At 33.6% G+C, this 20535-nt stretch carries 21 protein-coding genes and 1 pseudogene; 5 read left to right on the top strand and 17 right to left on the bottom strand.

Features of this window, described 5'->3' with window-relative positions; translation table 11 throughout:
- Window positions 1–228 precede the first annotated feature (228 nt).
- Entirely contained in the window at window positions 229–1131 is a 903-nt protein-coding gene (locus AC1Q8M_RS07165) for an ABC transporter permease subunit (RefSeq protein WP_098855548.1), read from the top strand.
- Window positions 1128–2147 carry an ABC transporter permease gene (locus AC1Q8M_RS07160; RefSeq protein ID WP_000836572.1) on the top strand — a complete coding sequence of 340 codons (1020 nt, stop codon included), beginning with the start codon at window positions 1128–1130 and terminating at the stop codon, window positions 2145–2147. Before AC1Q8M_RS07165 ends, AC1Q8M_RS07160 begins: the two co-directional genes overlap by 4 nt.
- Window positions 2148–2297: 150 nt before the next feature.
- Here AC1Q8M_RS07160 and adhP read toward each other — a convergent pair whose 3' ends face one another.
- The 6 genes from adhP to AC1Q8M_RS07130 form a co-directional block, all read right to left on the bottom strand.
- A complete protein-coding gene (gene adhP / locus AC1Q8M_RS07155) occupies window positions 2298–3335 on the bottom strand; it encodes an alcohol dehydrogenase AdhP (protein WP_000649129.1) in 1038 nt (345 codons plus the stop codon).
- 293 nt (window positions 3336–3628) lie between these two features.
- Window positions 3629–4492, bottom strand: a complete 864-nt coding sequence (locus AC1Q8M_RS07150; protein ID WP_000704324.1) for a PhzF family phenazine biosynthesis protein — start codon at window positions 4490–4492, stop codon at window positions 3629–3631.
- 162 nt (window positions 4493–4654) lie between these two features.
- Window positions 4655–5509: a MurR/RpiR family transcriptional regulator gene (locus AC1Q8M_RS07145; protein WP_001119651.1), complete on the bottom strand. Its 855-nt coding sequence runs from the start codon at window positions 5507–5509 to the stop codon at window positions 4655–4657.
- A gap of 162 nt (window positions 5510–5671) precedes the next feature.
- Window positions 5672–6313 carry a two-component system response regulator CasR gene (gene casR, locus AC1Q8M_RS07140; RefSeq protein WP_000694630.1) on the bottom strand — a complete coding sequence of 214 codons (642 nt, stop codon included), beginning with the start codon at window positions 6311–6313 and terminating at the stop codon, window positions 5672–5674.
- Window positions 6314–6327: 14 nt separating this feature from the next.
- Window positions 6328–7446, bottom strand: coding sequence for a two-component system sensor histidine kinase CasK (casK, locus tag AC1Q8M_RS07135; RefSeq protein ID WP_001008460.1), 1119 nt, complete (start codon window positions 7444–7446; stop codon window positions 6328–6330).
- Window positions 7447–7604: 158 nt separating this feature from the next.
- Entirely contained in the window at window positions 7605–8498 is an 894-nt protein-coding gene (locus AC1Q8M_RS07130; protein WP_000055443.1) for a mechanosensitive ion channel family protein, read from the bottom strand.
- A 231-nt stretch (window positions 8499–8729) separates the two neighbouring features.
- Between AC1Q8M_RS07130 and AC1Q8M_RS07125 the strand changes: the two are divergent.
- A pseudogene (locus AC1Q8M_RS07125) lies at window positions 8730–9179 on the top strand (NUDIX hydrolase).
- A gap of 34 nt (window positions 9180–9213) precedes the next feature.
- Here the strand turns inward: AC1Q8M_RS07125 and AC1Q8M_RS07120 are convergent.
- The 10 genes from AC1Q8M_RS07120 to asnB form a co-directional block, all read right to left on the bottom strand.
- Complete coding sequence (locus AC1Q8M_RS07120; protein ID WP_000816771.1) at window positions 9214–9762, bottom strand: cysteine hydrolase family protein; 549 nt, start codon at window positions 9760–9762, stop codon at window positions 9214–9216.
- A 242-nt stretch (window positions 9763–10004) separates the two neighbouring features.
- The gene (locus AC1Q8M_RS07115) at window positions 10005–10271 is read right to left on the bottom strand and encodes a hypothetical protein (protein ID WP_033667345.1); all 267 of its coding nucleotides are present in this window, start codon (window positions 10269–10271) and stop codon (window positions 10005–10007) included.
- Between the two features lie 66 nt (window positions 10272–10337).
- Entirely contained in the window at window positions 10338–10826 is a 489-nt protein-coding gene (locus AC1Q8M_RS07110; RefSeq protein ID WP_000713495.1) for a putative periplasmic lipoprotein, read from the bottom strand.
- 262 nt (window positions 10827–11088) lie between these two features.
- The gene (locus AC1Q8M_RS07105; protein WP_001105280.1) at window positions 11089–11736 is read right to left on the bottom strand and encodes a nitroreductase family protein; all 648 of its coding nucleotides are present in this window, start codon (window positions 11734–11736) and stop codon (window positions 11089–11091) included.
- A 98-nt stretch (window positions 11737–11834) separates the two neighbouring features.
- The gene (dat, locus tag AC1Q8M_RS07100; RefSeq protein ID WP_000648384.1) at window positions 11835–12710 is read right to left on the bottom strand and encodes a D-amino-acid transaminase; all 876 of its coding nucleotides are present in this window, start codon (window positions 12708–12710) and stop codon (window positions 11835–11837) included.
- Between the two features lie 126 nt (window positions 12711–12836).
- On the bottom strand, window positions 12837–13799 hold the full coding sequence (locus AC1Q8M_RS07095) for an ABC transporter substrate-binding protein (protein WP_098855549.1): 963 nt from the start codon (window positions 13797–13799) through the stop codon (window positions 12837–12839).
- Window positions 13800–14038: 239 nt separating this feature from the next.
- Window positions 14039–15025 (bottom strand): N-acetylmuramoyl-L-alanine amidase, encoded by a 987-nt coding sequence (locus tag AC1Q8M_RS07090; protein WP_000779888.1) that lies wholly within the window; start codon window positions 15023–15025, stop codon window positions 14039–14041.
- 102 nt (window positions 15026–15127) lie between these two features.
- Complete coding sequence (locus AC1Q8M_RS07085; protein WP_000200465.1) at window positions 15128–15457, bottom strand: hypothetical protein; 330 nt, start codon at window positions 15455–15457, stop codon at window positions 15128–15130.
- 51 nt (window positions 15458–15508) lie between these two features.
- A complete protein-coding gene (locus AC1Q8M_RS07080; protein ID WP_000627519.1) occupies window positions 15509–15868 on the bottom strand; it encodes a GNAT family N-acetyltransferase in 360 nt (119 codons plus the stop codon).
- Window positions 15869–15961: 93 nt separating this feature from the next.
- Complete coding sequence (asnB, locus tag AC1Q8M_RS07075) at window positions 15962–17863, bottom strand: asparagine synthase (glutamine-hydrolyzing) (protein WP_000333826.1); 1902 nt, start codon at window positions 17861–17863, stop codon at window positions 15962–15964.
- 217 nt (window positions 17864–18080) lie between these two features.
- Between asnB and AC1Q8M_RS07070 the strand changes: the two genes are divergently transcribed.
- Entirely contained in the window at window positions 18081–18542 is a 462-nt protein-coding gene (locus AC1Q8M_RS07070) for an Hsp20/alpha crystallin family protein (RefSeq protein WP_001288086.1), read from the top strand.
- 34 nt (window positions 18543–18576) lie between these two features.
- On the opposite strand, the gene AC1Q8M_RS07065 is transcribed toward AC1Q8M_RS07070, so the two are convergent.
- Window positions 18577–19164 (bottom strand): SCO family protein, encoded by a 588-nt coding sequence (locus AC1Q8M_RS07065; protein WP_000833332.1) that lies wholly within the window; start codon window positions 19162–19164, stop codon window positions 18577–18579.
- Window positions 19165–19499: 335 nt separating this feature from the next.
- On the opposite strand from AC1Q8M_RS07065, the gene AC1Q8M_RS07060 reads away from it, so the two are divergent.
- A complete protein-coding gene (locus AC1Q8M_RS07060) occupies window positions 19500–20474 on the top strand; it encodes an MBL fold metallo-hydrolase (protein WP_001129640.1) in 975 nt (324 codons plus the stop codon).
- Window positions 20475–20535 lie beyond the last annotated feature (61 nt).

The following is a 20535-nucleotide window of genomic DNA, read 5'->3' as shown; positions in this document are numbered from 1 at the left end:
TACCCGCAGAATGAGAATTCTGTGCATTTTGCTCTTGTTTATTGTTTTAGATTCACTAGTCCTTTTATCTTGATAAACATAGAGCGCGGCCCCCCTGCTATCACTTTTTTATCTTGTAAATATATCTTACATACTATAAAATTTAATAGTATTTTTATTTTTCAGAAAAATAAAACAATAATATAGAATTTATTGTATAATGTTGTAAAAAGATGTCGGAGGGATTTAATGTTAAATAAAATATCTCAATTCACAATTAAGCTTTCATCAATTCTTTTATCACTCTTACTATTATTAAATTTACCTTATTTATTTATCACTCAACAAGGGTTTACCTTTCAACCAATTTATTTTTTTAATCAGATCGTTACCATGTTAAAACAGGTCTTCTCCCCTGAATCATTAGTGATTATAGGATCAGACCCGAAGTTTGGCCATTTCAAAAAAACACCATTATTTCCAACTGTTTTAGAACCTTACCTATATTCATTTACTATATTATTTTCAGCCTTTTTTCTTGCTCTCTTTCTATCATCTAGCATGGCATTTTTTTATTTTTTAGCGAAAGATTATATAAAAAAATGGATAAACCGAATTGTGTTCATATTAGAAGCTGTCCCTGATATGATGATGATGATTTGTTTGCAAATATTCTTCATATGGGTACTTCAAAAATTCGGGGAATCTCCTGTCACTATTATTTCTTTTAATGAAAATCGAGCTTATTTACTCCCTATTTTATCATTAGCTGTCTTACCTACATTACAAATGTTTCGGATGATGGTGTTATACATAAAAGAAGAAGAAGGAAAACATTACGTAGAGGTTGCATATGGAAAAGGTCTTTCATCAAGTTATATACTCTGCATTCATTTATTCAAAAATATATCTATCCACTTCTTTCACCATTTAAAAACGATTTTTGTTTTCTTACTTTCTAATTTATTCATTTTAGAATTTGTTTTTAATATGGAAGGCATTATTCAATTTCTATTTAATAAGGCGTTTGTTTCACCTCCCGCTGCATTTATCATACTTGTTATGATTATTTTACCGTTTTATGCCATTTTCCAAATAGTCTCATTCATGATGAATAGATGGAAAAAGCAATTGAAAGGAGTATCATTATGAAATCTATTTGGAAATCAAAACGCTTTTTAATCGGCTTTACTTATCTATTCATACTTATTTCAGCTAGTTTTATTTATAGTTGGTTCTTTAAAGATAACATCCCAAAACCTCCTCAGTTACTTTACAATGACAATAACGAATTACTTGGAAAGGCCCCCTTTCCGCCATCGTTAATTCCACCTTTTGGATCTGATCGTTTTGGAGAGTCTGTTTTCTTACAAATTGTAGAAGGAGCAAAATTCACTATTTTATTAGCCGTAGCAATTAGCTTCTTTCGAATTTTATGCGGAACATGTATAGGAATCCTCTTAAGTTTATATGCTCCAAAACTCAAGAGATTTTTCCAGTCATGCTCAGAAGTTTTTTATTATATTCCAACTCTATTTATCGCATTCATACTCATCACGCCCGTTAATATTATAATCACATCAAATGCTGATGGGGTAGATCCAAATATTTCATTTACGTTTTATCAAGTACTCGTACTTATTTTCGTCGCTCTGCCTACACTTTCTTTATACATATCCTCAGAGGTTGATGAATTTATGAAACAAGATTACATCTTAAGTTCACAATTACTGGGGGCTAGTCGTTTTCATATTATTAAAAAACACTTACGAGTCTTATTACTTGACCGCTTATTTGTATTATTTATGGAACATATCGTCCAAACACTCATACTCGTTATCCATTTAGCGTTGCTTAACATTGTAATTGGCGGCATACAAATGCGTGAACTCTATGACGGAGTGCTCAAACCTGTTTCTCTATCTAATGATTGGGCAGGTCTTATTGGATTAAATCGTAATGAAATGAATCTTTCATGGTGGATTATTTTTTATACTCTCGCTTCATTCTTTATTACGATTCTATTTATTAAGCTTATGACCATCGGGATTCAAGATGCACTGAAAGCAAGAGATTCGCAAATTGTAGCAATTCAAAACGTTCCAGATCATAAAAAATTTGTTAAACATAAAGATTCCTTTTCGTTTGCAAATAAAGTAAACCTTTAATCATTTCTCATTAATCAAGTATTAATTGGCATCGATATTAGTAGAAAATAAAGAAGATGATCCCTATTAAATACAGGGATCATCTTCTTATGCTGTTTAACTTTTTTACATGTCCTTTGCTAGACTCATGCTTTTTATATTTAAAGTGAATTATTTGCAATCACAATTATGTTTTTTAAAATCAATTACCATACGCCCTTGAATTCTACCTTGTTCCATTTCTTCGAATACATTTTGTACTTTATCTAGCGAACAAGTTTGAACAACCGGCACTACTTTTCCTTCTGCCCCAAACATAAACGCCTCTTCCAAATCTTTACGAGTACCCACTAGAGAACCAACTACTTCAATTCCATCCAGTACAAGTCGCGGGATGTTTAAGTCCATTGTTTCTACTGGTAGCCCTACTGCAACTACTTTACCGCAAGCACGTACTGCATCAACTGCTGAGTTAAAGGCTACTTTAGAGACTGCTGTTACTACCGCAGCATAAGCGCCACCAAGCTCCTCTTGAACAATTTTATCAGCAGGACCTTGAGAAATTGGATTGATAGTCATATCAGCACCAACTTCTTTCGCTAAGGCTAATTTGTCGTCATTAATGTCTACTGCGATTACCTTTGCACCAAATACATTTTTAGCATATTGGATAGCTAAGTTACCTAATCCACCGCAGCCATAGATTACAATAGGTTGACCAGGTTTAATATCTGATACTTTAATAGCTTTATATGTAGTTACACCAGCACATGTAATTGATGATGCTTGAGCAGGATCTAATCCTTCTGGTACTTTTACCGCATAATCAGCTGTAACGATACATTGTTCAGCCATACCACCATCTACTGAATAACCTGCGTTTTTAACTTCACGGCAAAATGTTTCTCTACCAGTTACGCAATATTCACAACGTCCACAAGATTGGAACATCCATGCAATACTTACACGGTCACCTATCTTTAGCGAATTAACATCATCAGCTATTTTCGTAACAATACCTACACCCTCATGACCAAGAATACGGCCATCAGTGTTACCAAAATCATGATTCGCAACGTGTAAATCAGTGTGGCAAACTCCACAATACTCTACATCTACTAACGCTTCGCCTGAGCGTAACGGACGTAATTCTTTTTCAATCACTTCGATGTTTGCTTTGCTGTTTTTATTAACCACTACTGCTTTCATATGTGATCTCCCCTTTAGTGTTTTAGCGTTTTAATGAGTTTATCTCACAACTACTTTCCTCACTACTTTGGCTAGTTATTGTACCAAATTTAAGTGTTCAATCATCTTTACATCTTCATCATAACATGACACTTCATAAACAATTTGTGAAATTATGAACAATATTTGAATTATTACACAAACCTGTCTTTATTTTAAATTTTTAAAAATGAGAGTTTATCACTGACTATAAGTAAGTCATACATTTCTAAAAGAAAATAAAGTAACAAACTTCTCATCGATAAAAAAGCTCTTCACTCAATATTTTCTATATTTAAACACTTAGTTTCACAGTAATAGCCTTTACCGCCAACATAAACTTTTTCTATTTTATTTTTGCTATTGGTTGCTAATTTAACTAATATTTCGGAAGGCGAGTGTAAAGAATAACCTTGTTCAAATACATAGACTTCTTTTTGCAAATAGTGCTGTTCATAAAGGTAGCAAGCTAATGCACCGTTTGAAGTTCCAGTCGCTGCTTCTTCATTAATGTCGTATAGTGGAGCAAAATTTCTGCATATAATTCGATTGTCATTAAAAGTATATAGATGCATCCCAACAACATTATAATACTTGCTGATTTCTTTAATTTTTTCAAAATTAGGTTGCAGTGCATGTAATTGTGTTTCGCTTTTTATAGGAATTAAAATATCTTTTAAGCCCGTGGAGACAATTTGGATTGGGTATTTATTGTCTATATCTTTAATGTCAAAACAGTCGGTGAACTCATTTGGAGATACAAAATCATAGAATATCGGTTTATTTTGTTCCATGAATATGATGTCATCTGTTATGGTAATAGTAAGAACACCGCTGTTCGTTTCAATCGTATAGCGATTCTTGAAAATTTTATTTAAATGCATCAGTATCGCGAAAGAGCCAATTGTGGCATGACCACATAAATCAACTTCTTCTTTTGGAGTAAAATACTCAAATTTATAATCAGCAATTTCAGATTCTGATATAAATGCGGTTTCCGCATAACCCAGTTGTTTCGCTATTGTCATTTTTTGAGTAGTGGTCAATGTATTTGTATTCTCAATAAATACCACTCCTGCTTTATTTCCGCCTTTATGATCCTTGCTAAATGCACTTGCAACATAAACGGATATTTTCATAAGACACCTTCCTCACTTATAGTAAATTATATATAGAAAGCACTACATATAAATACAATTAGATAAATTATCCATAAAATACGAGACAAACTATTTTTAGCATTTGAACTCTCCAAAAATAGTTTGTCTACAATCTGAAAGCTCTTCATTTGAAGAGCTTTTTTATATTCGCTTCATCGAAATCGTTTCACGTATACTTTGTAAATTTTTTAGTGTTTCTTCTTGTCGCTGCAACGACAACCCTACATACAAAGTATCTAATAAGCTTAACTGTGCTAATCGTGATGAACTTGCTTCTGTACGGAATTCAGTCTCACGTGTTGATGTATATAACGTTATATCAGCAAGCTGACTTAATGCTGATTTCTTATAGCTCGTAATCGCAATAATTTTGGCCCCTCTTGCTTTCGCTACTTCTAACGCTTCAAGTAACCCTTTATTGCTACCAGAATGAGAAATGCCAATAACAACTGAATTTTCCGAGAGTAAACCTGCTCCCATAATTTGAAAATGCGAATCAGTATGAGCGATACAAGAAATACCCGTTCTCATAAACTTATGATACGCATCCATCGCAATAATACCAGAGCCACCATTTCCATAAAACTCAATTCGCCTTGCTTCTTGCAAAGCTCGTACAGCCTGCTCAAGTGCTGTTTCATTTAGCAAATGTAAAGTATCTTGCAGTCCTGTAATATGCGAATGAAAAACTTTTTTAGCAACAGTTACCATACTATCTTCTGCTGATACCTCTTCATGAATATTTTGCATCGGTGTATGTACAATTTCACGAGCTAATGTAATCTTTAAATCTTGAAAACCTTGCAAACCAAGGTGTTTACATAAGCGGAATATCGTCGCTTCGGAACTACTCGTAACTTCAGCTAATTCTGTAATAGATTTATGTACAACATCTTGTGGATGTTTCAAAATATGTTCGGCAATACTTCGCAATTTCGGTGATAAACCATTTAACGAAGCCTGAATCTTTCCAATCCCACTCCTTGTACCAGGCATAGCATATCCTCCTCTTCTATCGTAGCTTTATCCTGTAAAAACCGATTAGTTTAACTTTATTGTACCTAATTATTGAAAGAAGAAAAACCTATATTAGGGATTACTATAAATTTTAATTGCTCCTATGTATTCTGTCATACGATATAACAGAATTATTCATACTTATGAATAATCCTCCCCATGTTTCACTGCGTATAATGCGGCTTGCGTACGATCATCCACTTCCAATTTAGCTAAAACGTTTGAAACGTGTGTTTTCACAGTTTGTTCTGTAATATGAAGTTCTGCTGCAATCTCCTTGTTGCTTCTTCCTTTCGCAATTTCGCGAAGTACCTCTTGCTCTCTTTTCGTTAACATTGAAAAAGGATTTTCTATTTCCTTCTTTACTGCGGTACGCCCCATTAATGCAGGTGTTACTTTCGGGTGAAAATTCGCATTTCCTTGATGTACTGCAATAATAGAAGCGACAAGTTGCTCAGGTTGTACTTCTTTTAATTGATAACCATCTGCTCCAGCTTCAAGTGCTGGTATAACATAATCTTGCTCTGAAAAACTACTTAATATAAGTACCTTTATCGTCTCATCGTATTGCTTTAGACGTTTTGTTGCCTCAATTCCATCCATTTTCGGCATCGATACATCCATTAGTACGACATCCGGTCTTTCTTTTTGCACGAAATGTAATGCCTCTTCGCCATTTTCCGCTTCCCCAATAATTTCAAATTCTTCTCTCGTTTTCAAAAAGAATACAAGTCCTCTTCGAACGATATGATGATCCTCAACTAGTAGCAATTTAATCTTCAATCTTATTCTCCCCTTCAAATCGGCAATTGAATTTCTATTTTTGTACCCTTTCTCAGCTCTGTTATAATTTGAAACGACCCCTTCATTAACTGAATACGTTCCTTCATACTTTTCAGGCCAAGTGCTGACTCCCTTACTTGCTCTTGTATAAATCCTATTCCATTATCTTCTATGTAAAAATGTAACTGGTTATTTTCTATTTTCAAAAGAACATGTACCTTTTCACACGAAGCATGCTTTTTACAATTATGTAGCGCCTCTTGGCTAATACGCCATAAAACTTCTTCTATTTCATCCCCAATTGAAACCATCCCATCAATTCGAACTTCCACTTGAACTCCTAATAACTTCCCGTAATTTTGAATTGCTTCTGCTAACCCTTTCTCTAATCCTTCAGGTCTTAATTGCCAAATTAATAGAGTCATCTCTTGTAATGCTTCTTGTGATAATTCTCCAATATAACTTAACATCTCTTGCAATTCTCTATCTTGCGTCATATTCAAAGTACCTTTCGCTGTTAGCATAATAGAAAATAACAATTGTTTTACTGAATCATGTAAATCACGTGCAAGTCGATTTCTTTCCGCTACCACTACATATTTACGTTCTTTCTCAACTAACTGAATACGTTGTATTGTTGTTCCAATTTGAAATGCAATTGATTCTAATAATGCTAACTCTTCCTCTGAAAAATGAGTCTTATGAGGCGCAGCCACATTTAGTAGACCAAATTTTTCTGATCCAGACCTAAGCGGAATTGTCGCATGATGTGTAACATCTTCTGTCTCTCCCCAATTACATTCAATTGCATCTTCTATTCGCTTACATTCAATAATATTAGTCGCTTTTTCTAATCTCCCATTCACAAAACGTTCTACACACCAACAGTTTCCTTCACACATCGGCTTCTTCTCTTGCCACGTAAGAGCCTCTGGTAAATTTTCGTCTACAAGCATGCTATGCTTTCCACTTTCATCAATAAAGAATATCCACCCTGTTTGTAAATTCATTACTTGTAACAATGTATGCAACACTTTTTCTAACATATCCTGTAAGTTTGTTGCTTCATTTAATAATTCAGCAATTTCTTTTAATGCTTCTAAACGATGCATCTCTTTTTCTTCAAAGTTCATTCTCATCACCAACTACAATTATAACATTAAGAAATTTCTAAATTCTATAAATAAAAAAAGAACCGAATCCCTTCAGCCCTTTCTTTATATCAATCATTTTATTATTGTTATTCTATCCAATGTTGGAATCAGAATTTTTGTTAACAAACGATTCTACTTTAGCTTTCCGATAAAGATTGTCCACCATGGATATGCTGTAAACCTTCAGTAGTAACAACCATATTCGCTGCTGGCATTTGCACTTGATTCTTATGAAACATAGACATTAATTCAAATCTTACTTGTCTAGAAGTTTCAAAATAATCTTCTGGCTTTATTAAACCTGTAATACAAAATTCATAGCCAACATATTTCAAGTTAGGATTTAAGTCTGTAACACCGACGTATTTAAATGGTTCAACAGCGTCATCCTCTACTCTATAAAGAGTTTGATTCAATTTTTCATTGCATATAACACATACTTCTTCTAACAATTCCTTCACTCTTGTTGGATCTTCCTGATAACTTACCGTGATGCGTTCAATTACACGCATCCATCCTTTATTAAAATTTTGTACCGTTCTAATCTCTCCGTGCGGGATGGTAAGTAGTTTTCCTGACCATTCACGTATTTGCATAAAACGAATACTAATCTCTTCAATAGTTCCTGAATTTGTTCCGTTAAAAGTTACAAAATCACCAACTCGGAACTCTTTGTCCGCTAATCTTGCAAAGCCTAATATAACATCTTTTAGCATCTGTTGTGCTGCAAAACCGATGACAACTCCAGCTATCCCTGCACCTGCAATAATACTTTTTATATCTACAAATTGGCTAATTAAATATATGATAAGACTGATGATAATGATATATCTAAAAATAGATCGAATTACACTTTGAATCGTCTGCTCTACCTCTTCATCAAAAAAGCTTGATTTCCTAAAAAACCAATCAATAATACGATTTATTACAAATGAAATAATGATTAAAACTAAAGCAAATAGTAAAAATCTTAAAAGTAAAAACTCCCTTACATAATTAAAAAATTCTTCAGTATACGTTAATAAGCTCATTCATCCACTTCCTTAACTAATAAAAGTTCTATACAAAGCTGCTATATTTTTAAAATTCATTAGACATTCTTCTATAAATATACCCTTTTTCATAACCTAAAGGGAGCTGACAATTGAATTTTTTTATGACTTTACTTTAAGACTACACTACCCATCCAAATAAAAGGAAAACATTTACATAATATCGAATAGTTCATTTGAAAATATTATTACTCACGGAGGTTGCAAGCAATGGGATATATTGAAGAACTAAGAGACGTTGTTGGATCAAGACCGCTTAATTTAGCAGGCGTTGCGGTAGCTGTTTTCAATGAACAAGGACAAATACTACTACAACAAAGGCGAAATGGCATGTGGGGCGTTCCAGGAGGTTTTGTAGAACTTGGTGAATCTATAGAAGCAGCTGGAAAACGAGAAGTACTTGAAGAAACCGGAATCGAAATTGGTACACTTCAGCTAGCAACTGTATTTTCAGGTAAATAATTTTTTGTGAAATTAACGAACGGAGATGAATTTTACCTTATAACAATCGCTTACCTTTGCAAAGATATTACAGGTGGCTTGCTAAAAGCTGATGGAGTCGAATCATTACATGTACAATTTTTTAATTTAAATGAGCTACCACAAAATATTAGCCCATTCATAAAAAAATTAATTGAACAAAATGTCGTCTCAGTTTAAACGCAAAAAAGAGACCTTTTTAAAGGCCTCTTTTTCATTTCACTTCTGCATGTAAACAAGATTTAAAATGTCCAAGTGCAAATTCATGCCCTTGCGCATTAAAAGATGCAACTGCCTTTTCATAAACAACAATTTTAAATCCTTTATTATAAGCGTCTACTGCTGTGTGAAGAACACAAATATCAGTACAAACACCTACAAGATGAACTTCTTCTATTCCTCTTTCTCTTAACTTCATTTCTAAGTCGGTTCCTGCAAATGCACTATATCGTGTTTTATCCATGTAATATACATTTTCAGCATTTTTATATGTTTCGTATACATCTTGTAATTCCCCAAACAAATCTCTTCCACTTGTACCAGCTATATTATGGGGTGGGAATAATTTTGATTCTGGATGATATACATCATTTTTTTCATGTTTATCAATCGCAAAGACAACGTAATCTCCATTTTCAATATATTGCGTCGTTATATGTACAATTTCCTTCTCAATTTCTTGACCTGGTTTTCCGCAAGTTAAAGCACCTTTTTCCGCTACAAAATCATATGTATAATCAATATTAATAAGAGCTCGTTTCATAACTACTATCTCTCCTTCTTCTGTTTCACAGTAAACAATAGAAAATTTGTTATTACGACATCGTATGTACTATTCGACATTTCAAATGAAATACCTACATTTTTCTTGTAAAACTTACCTTAATTCGAGTTTATCATAAAGTGAAACTTTAATCATTGGAGAGTTTGTTCATCTCCAATGATTATTAGTTAAACCAATCGGACAGTTGATCTCCCACCTAATCTCCTCACATATACCGATTTTTAAGGCGAGGTCTTACTGCCCATTAATGCGGGATATAATAGATACACAATGGTAAAACAACTAGCTCCTATTACTAAGTCATGAATTTGGTAATTAAACGTAATTTGAATCACCTCTTGTATCGTAAACCAAATTACTGCCATCATTATACTAATCAAGACGATACGAATACACCGATTCACATCTTCAACCTCTTTCTCTGTCATAGTAGTAGCAAGTGATTTCTTCCTATTTAATCGTATTAGAAAACGAAACAAGTTATTCACTCTTGCACACTCTAGTCCAAATAAAAAAGCACACTACTTTTTTAAGTAATGTACTTTTTATTCTTATTAAGACGCAGGCTTTGTCTCAAATGTTGCTTGATTAAAACTAATAACCTTTCCTTTCGGGTCATTGTTTTCATACTGAACTGCAGTAATCGTATGACTACCTGTTTCAAGCGTCTTTTCTTTTAATTGTACTGTTGTCTGCGTTGTACTAGTTACTTGATGTCTATCTGTATACATTTGATCTACAAATATGAAGGTTTCTTTATCACTTTGAAAATTAGAAAGTTCTAATTCAACTTGCTGAATTAAAGTATCCTTTTTAATGAATACAGTCGGTATATTGCCATTTTCAGAAGTACCATCTGGAGTAATAACTTTTACTTTCCCTTCTCCAATTGACATTGCACCTTCAGGAAATACAACCATATTCTCATCACTTGCGTTTACAACTTGTTCTTCCTGTTTTGATTGCGCGTCCTCTTTTTCCTGTGGAGCACCGCAACCTACTAATAACAATACAGACAATCCAGTGATTATGAATTTTTTCAAAATTCATCCCCCCTGTCATTTGATTATAATTTATTATACAAAAATAACTTTTAAATTTTAAGACAACTTTTAAAACTTTTATGAACATATAGAAGCTTGCTCACGATTAATGTATCATACTTTCCTTAATAGAACATTAATTTTTTTTATGAAATAAATAGTAATTCCTTCTTATTTATCATTTTAGCCCAACAAATCGATATAATACCCCCTCAAAAATAAAAAGACATTGATATGTCCAATGTCTTTTCTATGTAGCACTTTAAAAAACAAATGTTGTGATTTCTTCTACTTCTTTTCTTGGAAGTTTTTTTGGCTTATCTTTCGGAAATCCTAGTGAAATAACCATATTTATTTGTTTTTCAGGCTCAATTTGTAAATATTGGCGCAGTTCATCTTGAGCTAGCAATACTGGCCCTGTCATTGGACAAGTACCAAGTCCCTTTGCATGTGCAGCTAACATTAAGTTTTGTGCCGCTAAACAGCTACTCTTAATCCCTTCTTCTTCCCAAACTGAATCTGGAACAAAAGCAATTGGATCAAATATCTTTTCACGGAACTTTGATTCATATGGTGTTGCCAAACATACGATTAATACTGGTGCCTCCGAGAAAGCTGTTGCATATGGTCCGAAAGAACGTGTAAGTAATTTCCCTGCTTTCTCTTCTCCATTTTCTGCTGCTTTTGCCGCAAGTTTATGTAATGCATCCCATGTCATTTGTTCAATTTCTTTAATCTTCTCTCGATTCATGATAACTAAGAATTCCCACGTTTGTGAATTCGTATCACTCGGTGCGTAACGCGCACAATCAATTATTTCTTTTATATCATTAGTAGATACTTCTTGATCTTTAAACTTTCTAACACTTCGTCTTCCGTGAATTACTTCTTTAAAATCTTCATAATTCATATATTAAATCCCCTTTTTACAGCGTTTTCAAAACTTGTCCTATGCTTGAATTATATCATGAAAAAAAGCCGGAAGAATACCAGCTTTTTTCTTCATGATTAATTTGTCACTTTAAACAAACGAATACTCTCTTCATATGCAGCTTGTAATTTTTTCGTAATTGGTCCTCTTTCACCAGCTCCAAACTGTTCATCACCAATCTGAATGACTGGGAATATTTCAAGTGGCGTCGCTGTAAAGAAGCACTCATCAGCTTCATATACTTCTTGTAACGAAAACTCTCGTTCTTCTACTTCGATATGTAACTCTTTCGCTAATGTAATCACGTAGTGACGTGTAATACCATGTAAAATGAAATGATCCGCTGGATGTGTAATTAACTTATTATTTTTCACAATAAAGAAATTGGAATGACACCCTTCAGTCACAATGCCATCCCGTACTAATATTGCTTCTTGATATCCTTGTTCATTTATTTTGTTTTTGATCATAATATTAGGAAGTAAATTTAAAGATTTTATATGGCAAAACTTCCACCTGATGTCCTCTTCTACTGTTACCTTAATCCCTGCCTCCATTGAAGCAACTGGTCTTGGGAACGAAACAAGATTTGCAAAATATGTCGGTTGTAAATCTGATTCATATACATGATTGCGCGGTTGTGCACCTCTTGATATTTGTAAATATACATTCCCATCTTCTTGAAATTGATTTTTTTCAATCATTTGATATAACTCTTCTACTAATTCTTCCTTCGTAAATGGTGGAATTAGTTTTATTTCTGCCATAGAGTTAAAGAATCGTTCTAAATGTAAATCTAATAAATGAGGCTTGCCATCGTATAGTCTAAATACTTCATAAATACCATCACCAAATTGGAAACCGCGCTCTTCTAATGCGACCATCGGCTGTTCTTCCTTCGTATTAATCATTCTCCCATTAAACAAGATCCAATCTTTATGAGTAGCTTTCATTCTTCCCCACTCCTTTATCACATGATTGATTTTATTGTACAACTTATGTCACCCCGAAAGAAGGAATTTTCTGTATTTTCACAAACAAAAAATACATCACTTCGTAAAAGTGATGTATTTTATCATTTATTTAAGGAAATATTTTTCAATATCATCTAACATAAGGTTCGCAGCTTTAATACCGCCTGCTGTATTCCAGATTATCTCATCTGCTTGGAATACTTTATTATTTTTAGAAGCCTGTAGTTGCTTAAAGAGTGGATCTTCTGTCCATTCCTTTGCTAACGAATTTCCTTCATTATTCTTATCTGCATCTTTATCAGACGTGAAATAGAATAAGTAGTCTCCGTCCATATTTGGAATTTGCTCTTTTGTAATTCCTTTTATCGCAAAATCATCTTTATCTTGTAATGGTGGTCGTTTAAACCCAATATCATTTAACACAACTCCCGAGAATGAGTTTTTTTGATAAATACGAACATCACCTGGCACGAAACGAATAATAGAAACTTTAGAATTCAATTTATCGCCTAACTTCTCTTTCATTCCTTCAATACGTTTTTTATAATCATCAAGAGCTTTTTGCCCTTCTTTTTCTCTATTTACAGCTTTTGTATAAAGCGTAAAGTTTTCTTTCCAATCACCGCGTAATGTTTCTGCATAAACAGTTGGTGCGATTTCTTTTAGCTGATCATATATTTTTTCGTGACGCATTTTATTTCCGATAATTAAATCTGGCTTAAGCTTCATTACAGCCTCTAAATTAATATCACGTTCAGTTCCTACAACTTCCGTATTTTTTAACTCTTTCGCTACATGAGGATACCATTCATCACCAGCACGTGGTTTTGTAGTCCCCACTGGAGTTACGCCCACAGCTAGAAGAGCCTCTGCACCTTCATTCGTTAAAACAACAACTTTTTTAGGTGTACCATTTACTGTCGTTTCGCCCATTGCATGCTTTACCGTATATGAATCTTTTGCTTTCGCTGATATATCATTTTCCTTTTTCTCTTCTTTACTACATCCTGCAATTACAACCATGAGTATCATAATGCAGAACATAATTAGTTTTTTAGTATGTATCATATGTCCTCCCTAGATGAAATCGATTATCATTAACAATTAAAGATTAATGTATCCTACATACATTGTCAATGTATATCAGAAAACTTTTTTAATATATACTATTTAGATTCTATCCGCTTTTCTAATGTTTCTTTTTAAAACATAGTGCATAAGTATGAAAATAAATGTTGTTATTAAAATGCGTACCCTTGTTATACATAACAAAGATACGCATCCATATTGCATTATCATTTTAATTGCTAATATTGAGTATACTTAATATACGATGGATCATTATATACCCACTGCTTTCCACCAAGGTTTAACCAACCATTTTCATTTATATATACTAAATAAGATTCTGGAGAATTTAATTGGCGGATAACTGCAGATGTAGTTGATGGACCACTTCTTAAATTTACATTCATCCCTTGTATATATGCAACCCCAATCGGACTTCCATCACTATTACTTGTCTTTACAAAATTAATGTAAGAAGGATCATTATACACCCATTGTCCATTCCCCAAATCTAACCATCCGTTACTTTCCTGATATACAACGTAAGATTCTGGAGAATTTAATTGACGAATAACTGAGGAAGAAGTTGATGGACCATTTCTTAAATTTACATTTTTCCCAAGGATATAAGCGATTCCCTTCGTTTGAGGTGTCGGTTGTGGGTTAGGAGGTTGTGGATTTGGAGCTACTCCAAAAATAGCCGCTATTCCATTCGCATACGCTTGACTTAGATCTTCAATAAATTGTGGATTTTTTAATAAATTTGCATCAAACGTTGTATCAATAAAGGCAGTCTCAGTTAAAATTGCATCCATTGTGGTTTCTCTTAATACCGCATAATTTTCTTTTTTTGCTCCTCGATCACGAAGACCGTATTTTGTTAATACAGGATTTACTGCTGTATGCATCTTTTGTTGCTTTGCATATGCAGTGCTGCTGTTGGATAACGCATTATAAATATAGCTTTCAAAACCTGTACCCCCGCCGCTATTAATATGAAATGAAATAAAATAATCCGCACCAAAAGCATTGGCAATATTAGCACGTTCCGATAAAGAAATAAACACATCACTATCACGTGTCATTTTAATTGTAATTGGGTAATTTACCGTTAAAATGTCTCGAACGCGTCTAGCAATTTGAAGTGTTAAGTTTTTTTCTACTAAACCATTACCAACAGCACCAGAATCATATCCACCGTGCCCTGCGTCTATAACAAGTTTCATTTTATTGCCCCGCCCCTTTCTTGTAATATGTTTGCATTGCTACTCGTCCTATTTTATGTGAAATGTACAAGTTCTGTTACAATTACAAATAAAAAAAACGCCTTATGTAAGGCGTTTTCTATCATCTTGCTTTAACCAATTTAAAATAAATATATACGATTGATAGTGAACATAACGTATGCAAAATAAAATAAATAAAAGTGTTATTCCAGCACCACTATAAAGTAAACCGAACTTTAAAAAAACATTCACAAGTGGTGGAAAGTTCATTAGATTTTGTAATGTACTAAGCATACAAAACATAATGAAAAAGACAGGGACGTATTGTAATTCATACGGCTTTTTTTTCTTACTCATTCTTTTCCGAATGAGTATATGACATAATTCTGCTACTATAAAGCACCCTCCAATTAATACAAGACCAGAAGTCATCGTCATACATCCACCTGCCTTATATTTATTTTATCGCATAAGTAATCATCGTTATATTTTCTTTACATACTCTTCATCTTCTGAAGTAAAACCAAAACTCTCTATGAAAGACTTCGCCTTTTCTGTTAATTCCTCTTGTAGCACTTTTATTTCTTTCACATTTCTTTGTTTCATCATTTCTTCAAATGTAAAATACGTATTTGCACCATAACCGTAACCTTGGTAATCAAAATGAATAATTAGCTGTGATAAAACAGCTCGTTCCTCTTGAACACTATAATCTATTACACCAATATATGTATCATCAACTTTCACACAGTACTGTACCTTTTTCTCACCTAAACTATGCGATTTAAACATTTCTTTAACAACGCTTTCATTTTCTACAGTAACTTTCTCAAACGTAATCATATGTCGTCCATCCTTTTACTATTATTGTATCAATAATATTTCCTATTTATGAAAAAAACCTTAAGACCGTATGCGATCTTAAGGTTTTTCTAATTAAACTAAGCTATACGCACGTTTTGTTTCTTCATGGAACTTATTCGTATCGTATTTATGCTCAACATAAATTTGGTGCCATACCATAAACGCAAGGACAGTCCAAATTTTACGGCTATAATCGCCTTTATCTGCACAATGTGCTTCCAGTAAGTTTAATACATACTGTTTGTCGATTAAATGCTCTGTTTTACTCTCGTTTATAATATTGATAGCCCAATCATGCATTTCGTCTTTTAACCAGTGACGAATTGGTACTGGGAATCCAAGTTTTTTACGATCTAATACGTGATCTGGAACGATTCCGCGTGCTGCTTCACGTAAAATAGCTTTCGTAGTTCCGTTAGCAATCTTAAATTCAGTTGGAATTTTAGATGCAACATCGAATACTTCTTTATCTAAGAACGGTACACGAAGTTCTAATGAGTTTGCCATTGTCATTTTATCAGCTTTTAATAAAATGTCACCACGTAACCATGTGAACATGTCAATGTACTGCATTTTGCTTACATCATCATAATCTTTAATCTCGTTATACAATGGTTTCGTGATATCCATATAGTTAACACTTTCATTGTAATACTTCATTAATTCAACTTTCTCTTCTTCACGGAAGATTTTCGCGTTTCCATAGTAACGCTCTTCAATTGGCGTACATCCACGCTCTAGGAAGCTCTTACCTTTAAATCCTTCTTTAAGAGCACCACTTAATGCTTTTAGAACGCTCTTACCTGGGCTAGGAATGTAAGAGAACATTTTTAGTGAGTTTGGCTCACGATAAATGTTATAACCACCAAATAGCTCGTCTGCACCTTCACCTGAAAGAACAACTGTTACATGCTTACGTGCTTCTTTTGCAACGAAGTACAATGGTACAGCTGCTGGATCTGCTAAAGGATCATCCATATGCCAAATGATTTTTGGGAACTCATCCATAAACTCTTTCGCTGAAATGAATACGTTATGGTTTTTAACGCCTAATTTCTCAGCAGTTTCTTTGGCAACATCAACTTCACTGAAACCACGTTGTTCAAAACCAATAGAGAATGTTAAAAGATTTGGATTCATTTCTCTTGCGATAGAAGCGATAATAGATGAATCGATACCACCAGATAAGAATGAACCTACTGGTACATCACTGCGCATATGCACTTTTACTGAATCGTATAACACATCACGAATTGCTTGGATATGCTCCTCTTTCGTTGCGCTTGAAGCATTGAAATAAGGTTTCCAGTAGCGATGGATCTCCATCTCTTTACCGATTTCTTTTACGAAATAATGACCAGGCTCAATTTTATTAACATCAATTGTTAATGTTTCTGGCTCTGGACCATATTGGTACGTAAAGTAATGTTGTAGTGACGTTGGATTAACTCCTTTATCTTCCATCACATGCATAATACTTTTCTTCTCAGATGCGAAGAATGTAGTATCACCTTGTTGTGCGACGTATAAAGGTTTAATACCGAAGTGGTCACGTGCACCGAAAAGTTTCTTCTCTTCACGATCCCAAATCATAAATGCAAACATACCACGAAGATAGTCTACACATTTTTCTTTCATATGTGCATACAATGCAATGATAACTTCTGTATCAGATTGTGTTGCAAACGTTGCACCTTTTTCAAGTAACATTTCACGTAATTCTACATAGTTGTAAATTTCACCATTAAAAATAATTACATATCGATCATTTTCATAAGTTAGCGGCTGATGTCCTGCCTCTAAGTCAATGATACTTAAACGGCGGAAGCCAAATTGTACATGTTCATCACGAAAATATCCTTCGTCATCTGGACCACGGTGGAAAATCATCGTGTTCATATTTTCAAATTGATGTTTTTCTGTTTCTGAAAACTCTCTAGGGTTTTCACATAAACATCCTACAAAACCACACATACTTCTTACCCTCTTTCGGTTTTCATTCTGTTTCTATACTACTATATCAACCCTATTTATACTAGCATAATCAACTGAATATGGCGACCAAAAACTATAAAAAAATCACTCCATTTCACATTTTTAACAATTTTTTATGAAAACATGAAAACTAGGCACTCACCTTTCTCCGCTTTTGTCATATGATATTGCAAATTGATTTCTAGGAGGGAATACCATGAGTGAAGAAAAAAAAGATTCTTCTCGCCCACCGGTTCGTAATTACTTAAAGCAAATTGATGATTTCTTCGAGCAAACACCTCTTCGCAATGTAATCGCTGATTTAAATCATTTTTTCCAAAAAGGAAACCGTTTATTAACATTCCCTGTAGATTTATATGAAGTTGGTGAAGAACTCGTTGTTACAGCTGAACTACCAGGTATACAAAAAGAGCAAATTCAAATTGAAATACAAAGTGAATACTTAAAAGTCTCTGTAAAAGAAGAGATACTCGAAGAAGAAGAAGAAACATCCCATAACTATTATCGCCGGGAACGTTCCATTTCAGAAGCATCAAGATTGATTAAGTTGCCGTATTCAATTAATAAAAAAGCAGCAAAAGCTTCTTATCAAAACGGCGTATTAGAAATTCGGGCGCCGAAACTTCCCCAACAACATGACATTTTATCCATAGACTAATGCAAAAAAATAAGGGTGCATAGCACCCTTATTTTTAATCCACTAATCGCTTCATATCACGTATAATGTCTTCATATGGCGTATTACTAATTCCACTATACTTTTTCATTACTTTTCCGTTTTGATCAATTAAATAAAATGATGTACCATGCATGACCTGACCATTCTCCGGCTTATCTACAAGTGATTGGAAATTATCTTTTGAAAACTTCGTAATATCTTCTAACGAATATCCCGTTAATAAATTCCAGTTACTAGTATCCTCTGTAAACTTTTGAATAAAAGCTTTCAGATTTTCCGGCTTATCAAGGTCTGGATCTACACTAAATGAAACAAACTGAACGTCTATCTTCTCTTCTTTTGCCATCTTTTGCAGCTTGGCCATATTTGCAGTCATTGGTGGACAAACTGTTTGACAATTTGTGAACATAAAATCTGCAACCCAAACTTTCCCTTTTAAATCTTTTGTACCAAATTGCTTTCCATCTTGATTTGTAAATTGGAAAGTTTCTAAATCCCAATTTAATGGTTTACGAAGCTTTGAACCTGATTCACTACATCCAGCAAGTACAAAGAGACAAAATACAACCATAAGACCAATTATTTTTTGATAACGCTTCATTTATAAACCTCTTTTCTCTATCCTAAATTTAAATAGGTTATGTTTATAATAACAAAAGTTAACACTACGAGAAAATTGTTTACTACATTTGTTCACGAAATCGTACGAATTTACGTATGTTACTTCTTTCTTTCAAGCGAATTACTAGACAAAATATATTTTTTTACTATTATTTCTATAAATAGAATTGATAAAACTAATTTTATTGTTACTTTTGTAAATACCTCTCCCTATTTTTTAACAATTCCTTAAACATTAATCCATGTTTTACACTGTATTCCTTAACAACATTTCGGTACAATACAAATACAACGATTGTAAATGAGGTGATGTTCATGGCAAAGCGCTATGAAAATATGGATAATGTTAGTACAAAAAAATCAATTCGCTCTTTTTTACGCTGGCGTAAAGAACGAAAGCAAAACAAAAAAGATTTTTCTTTCTTAGTAGAACAATCACCCGTTAAACAAAGTGCATTTTTGCAAAGTAATGTAAAAAAAACGACTGTCACATGGATTGGGCATTCTACTTTTCTTATCCAAACGAATGGACTTAATATATTAACAGATCCAGTATGGGCCAATAAATTAAAGCTAGTTACAAGACTTACAGAACCTGGACTCTCTATAGAAGCACTGCCTAAAATTGATATTGTCCTTATTTCACATGGTCATTATGATCATTTAGATTTTTCAACTCTTCGTCAGTTGAATGATGATGTTCTATATCTTGTACCTATCGGATTAAAAAAATTATTTACTCGTAAGAAATTTAAACATGTAGAAGAGTATAAATGGTGGGAAAGTACGATAATTAACGAAGTTTCTTTTCACTTCGTACCTGCTCAGCACTGGACGAGAAGATTCTTATTTGATATGAATACGTCTCACTGGGGCGGATGGATTATTGATAATGAAACGACTATGGAAACCATATATTTTTGTGGCGACAGTGGCTATTTCCAAGGTTTCAAAGAAATCGGTGAACGCTTTTTAATTGATATTGCTCTTATGCCCATTGGCGCTTATGAACCAGAATGGTTTATGAAAGTATCTCATGTTTCACCTGAAGAAGCTGTGCAAGCTTATTTAGATTTAAACGCTACGCATTTTATACCGATGCATTACGGAGCTTTTGCACTCGCCGATGAAACACCTCGTGAAGCAATAACTAGACTTCGAAATAATTGGAATTTGCGCATGTTACCATGGGAACAACTGCATGTACTCTTTTTAGGCCAAACTTTTATTTATAGTAACGCAACAAATGATAAGCAAGTAAATGAAAAAATTGAAACTTTACATGTGTAACGTAACGACTGATTTTCTATATCCAACATATAATATAGAAAATCCTATAATGAAATTTTAA

The organism is Bacillus sp. GW823-FHT06A10 (assembly GCF_058795375.1).
Note: the sequence above shows the minus strand (reverse complement) of the source record. Positions and strands in the feature narration are given on the sequence as shown.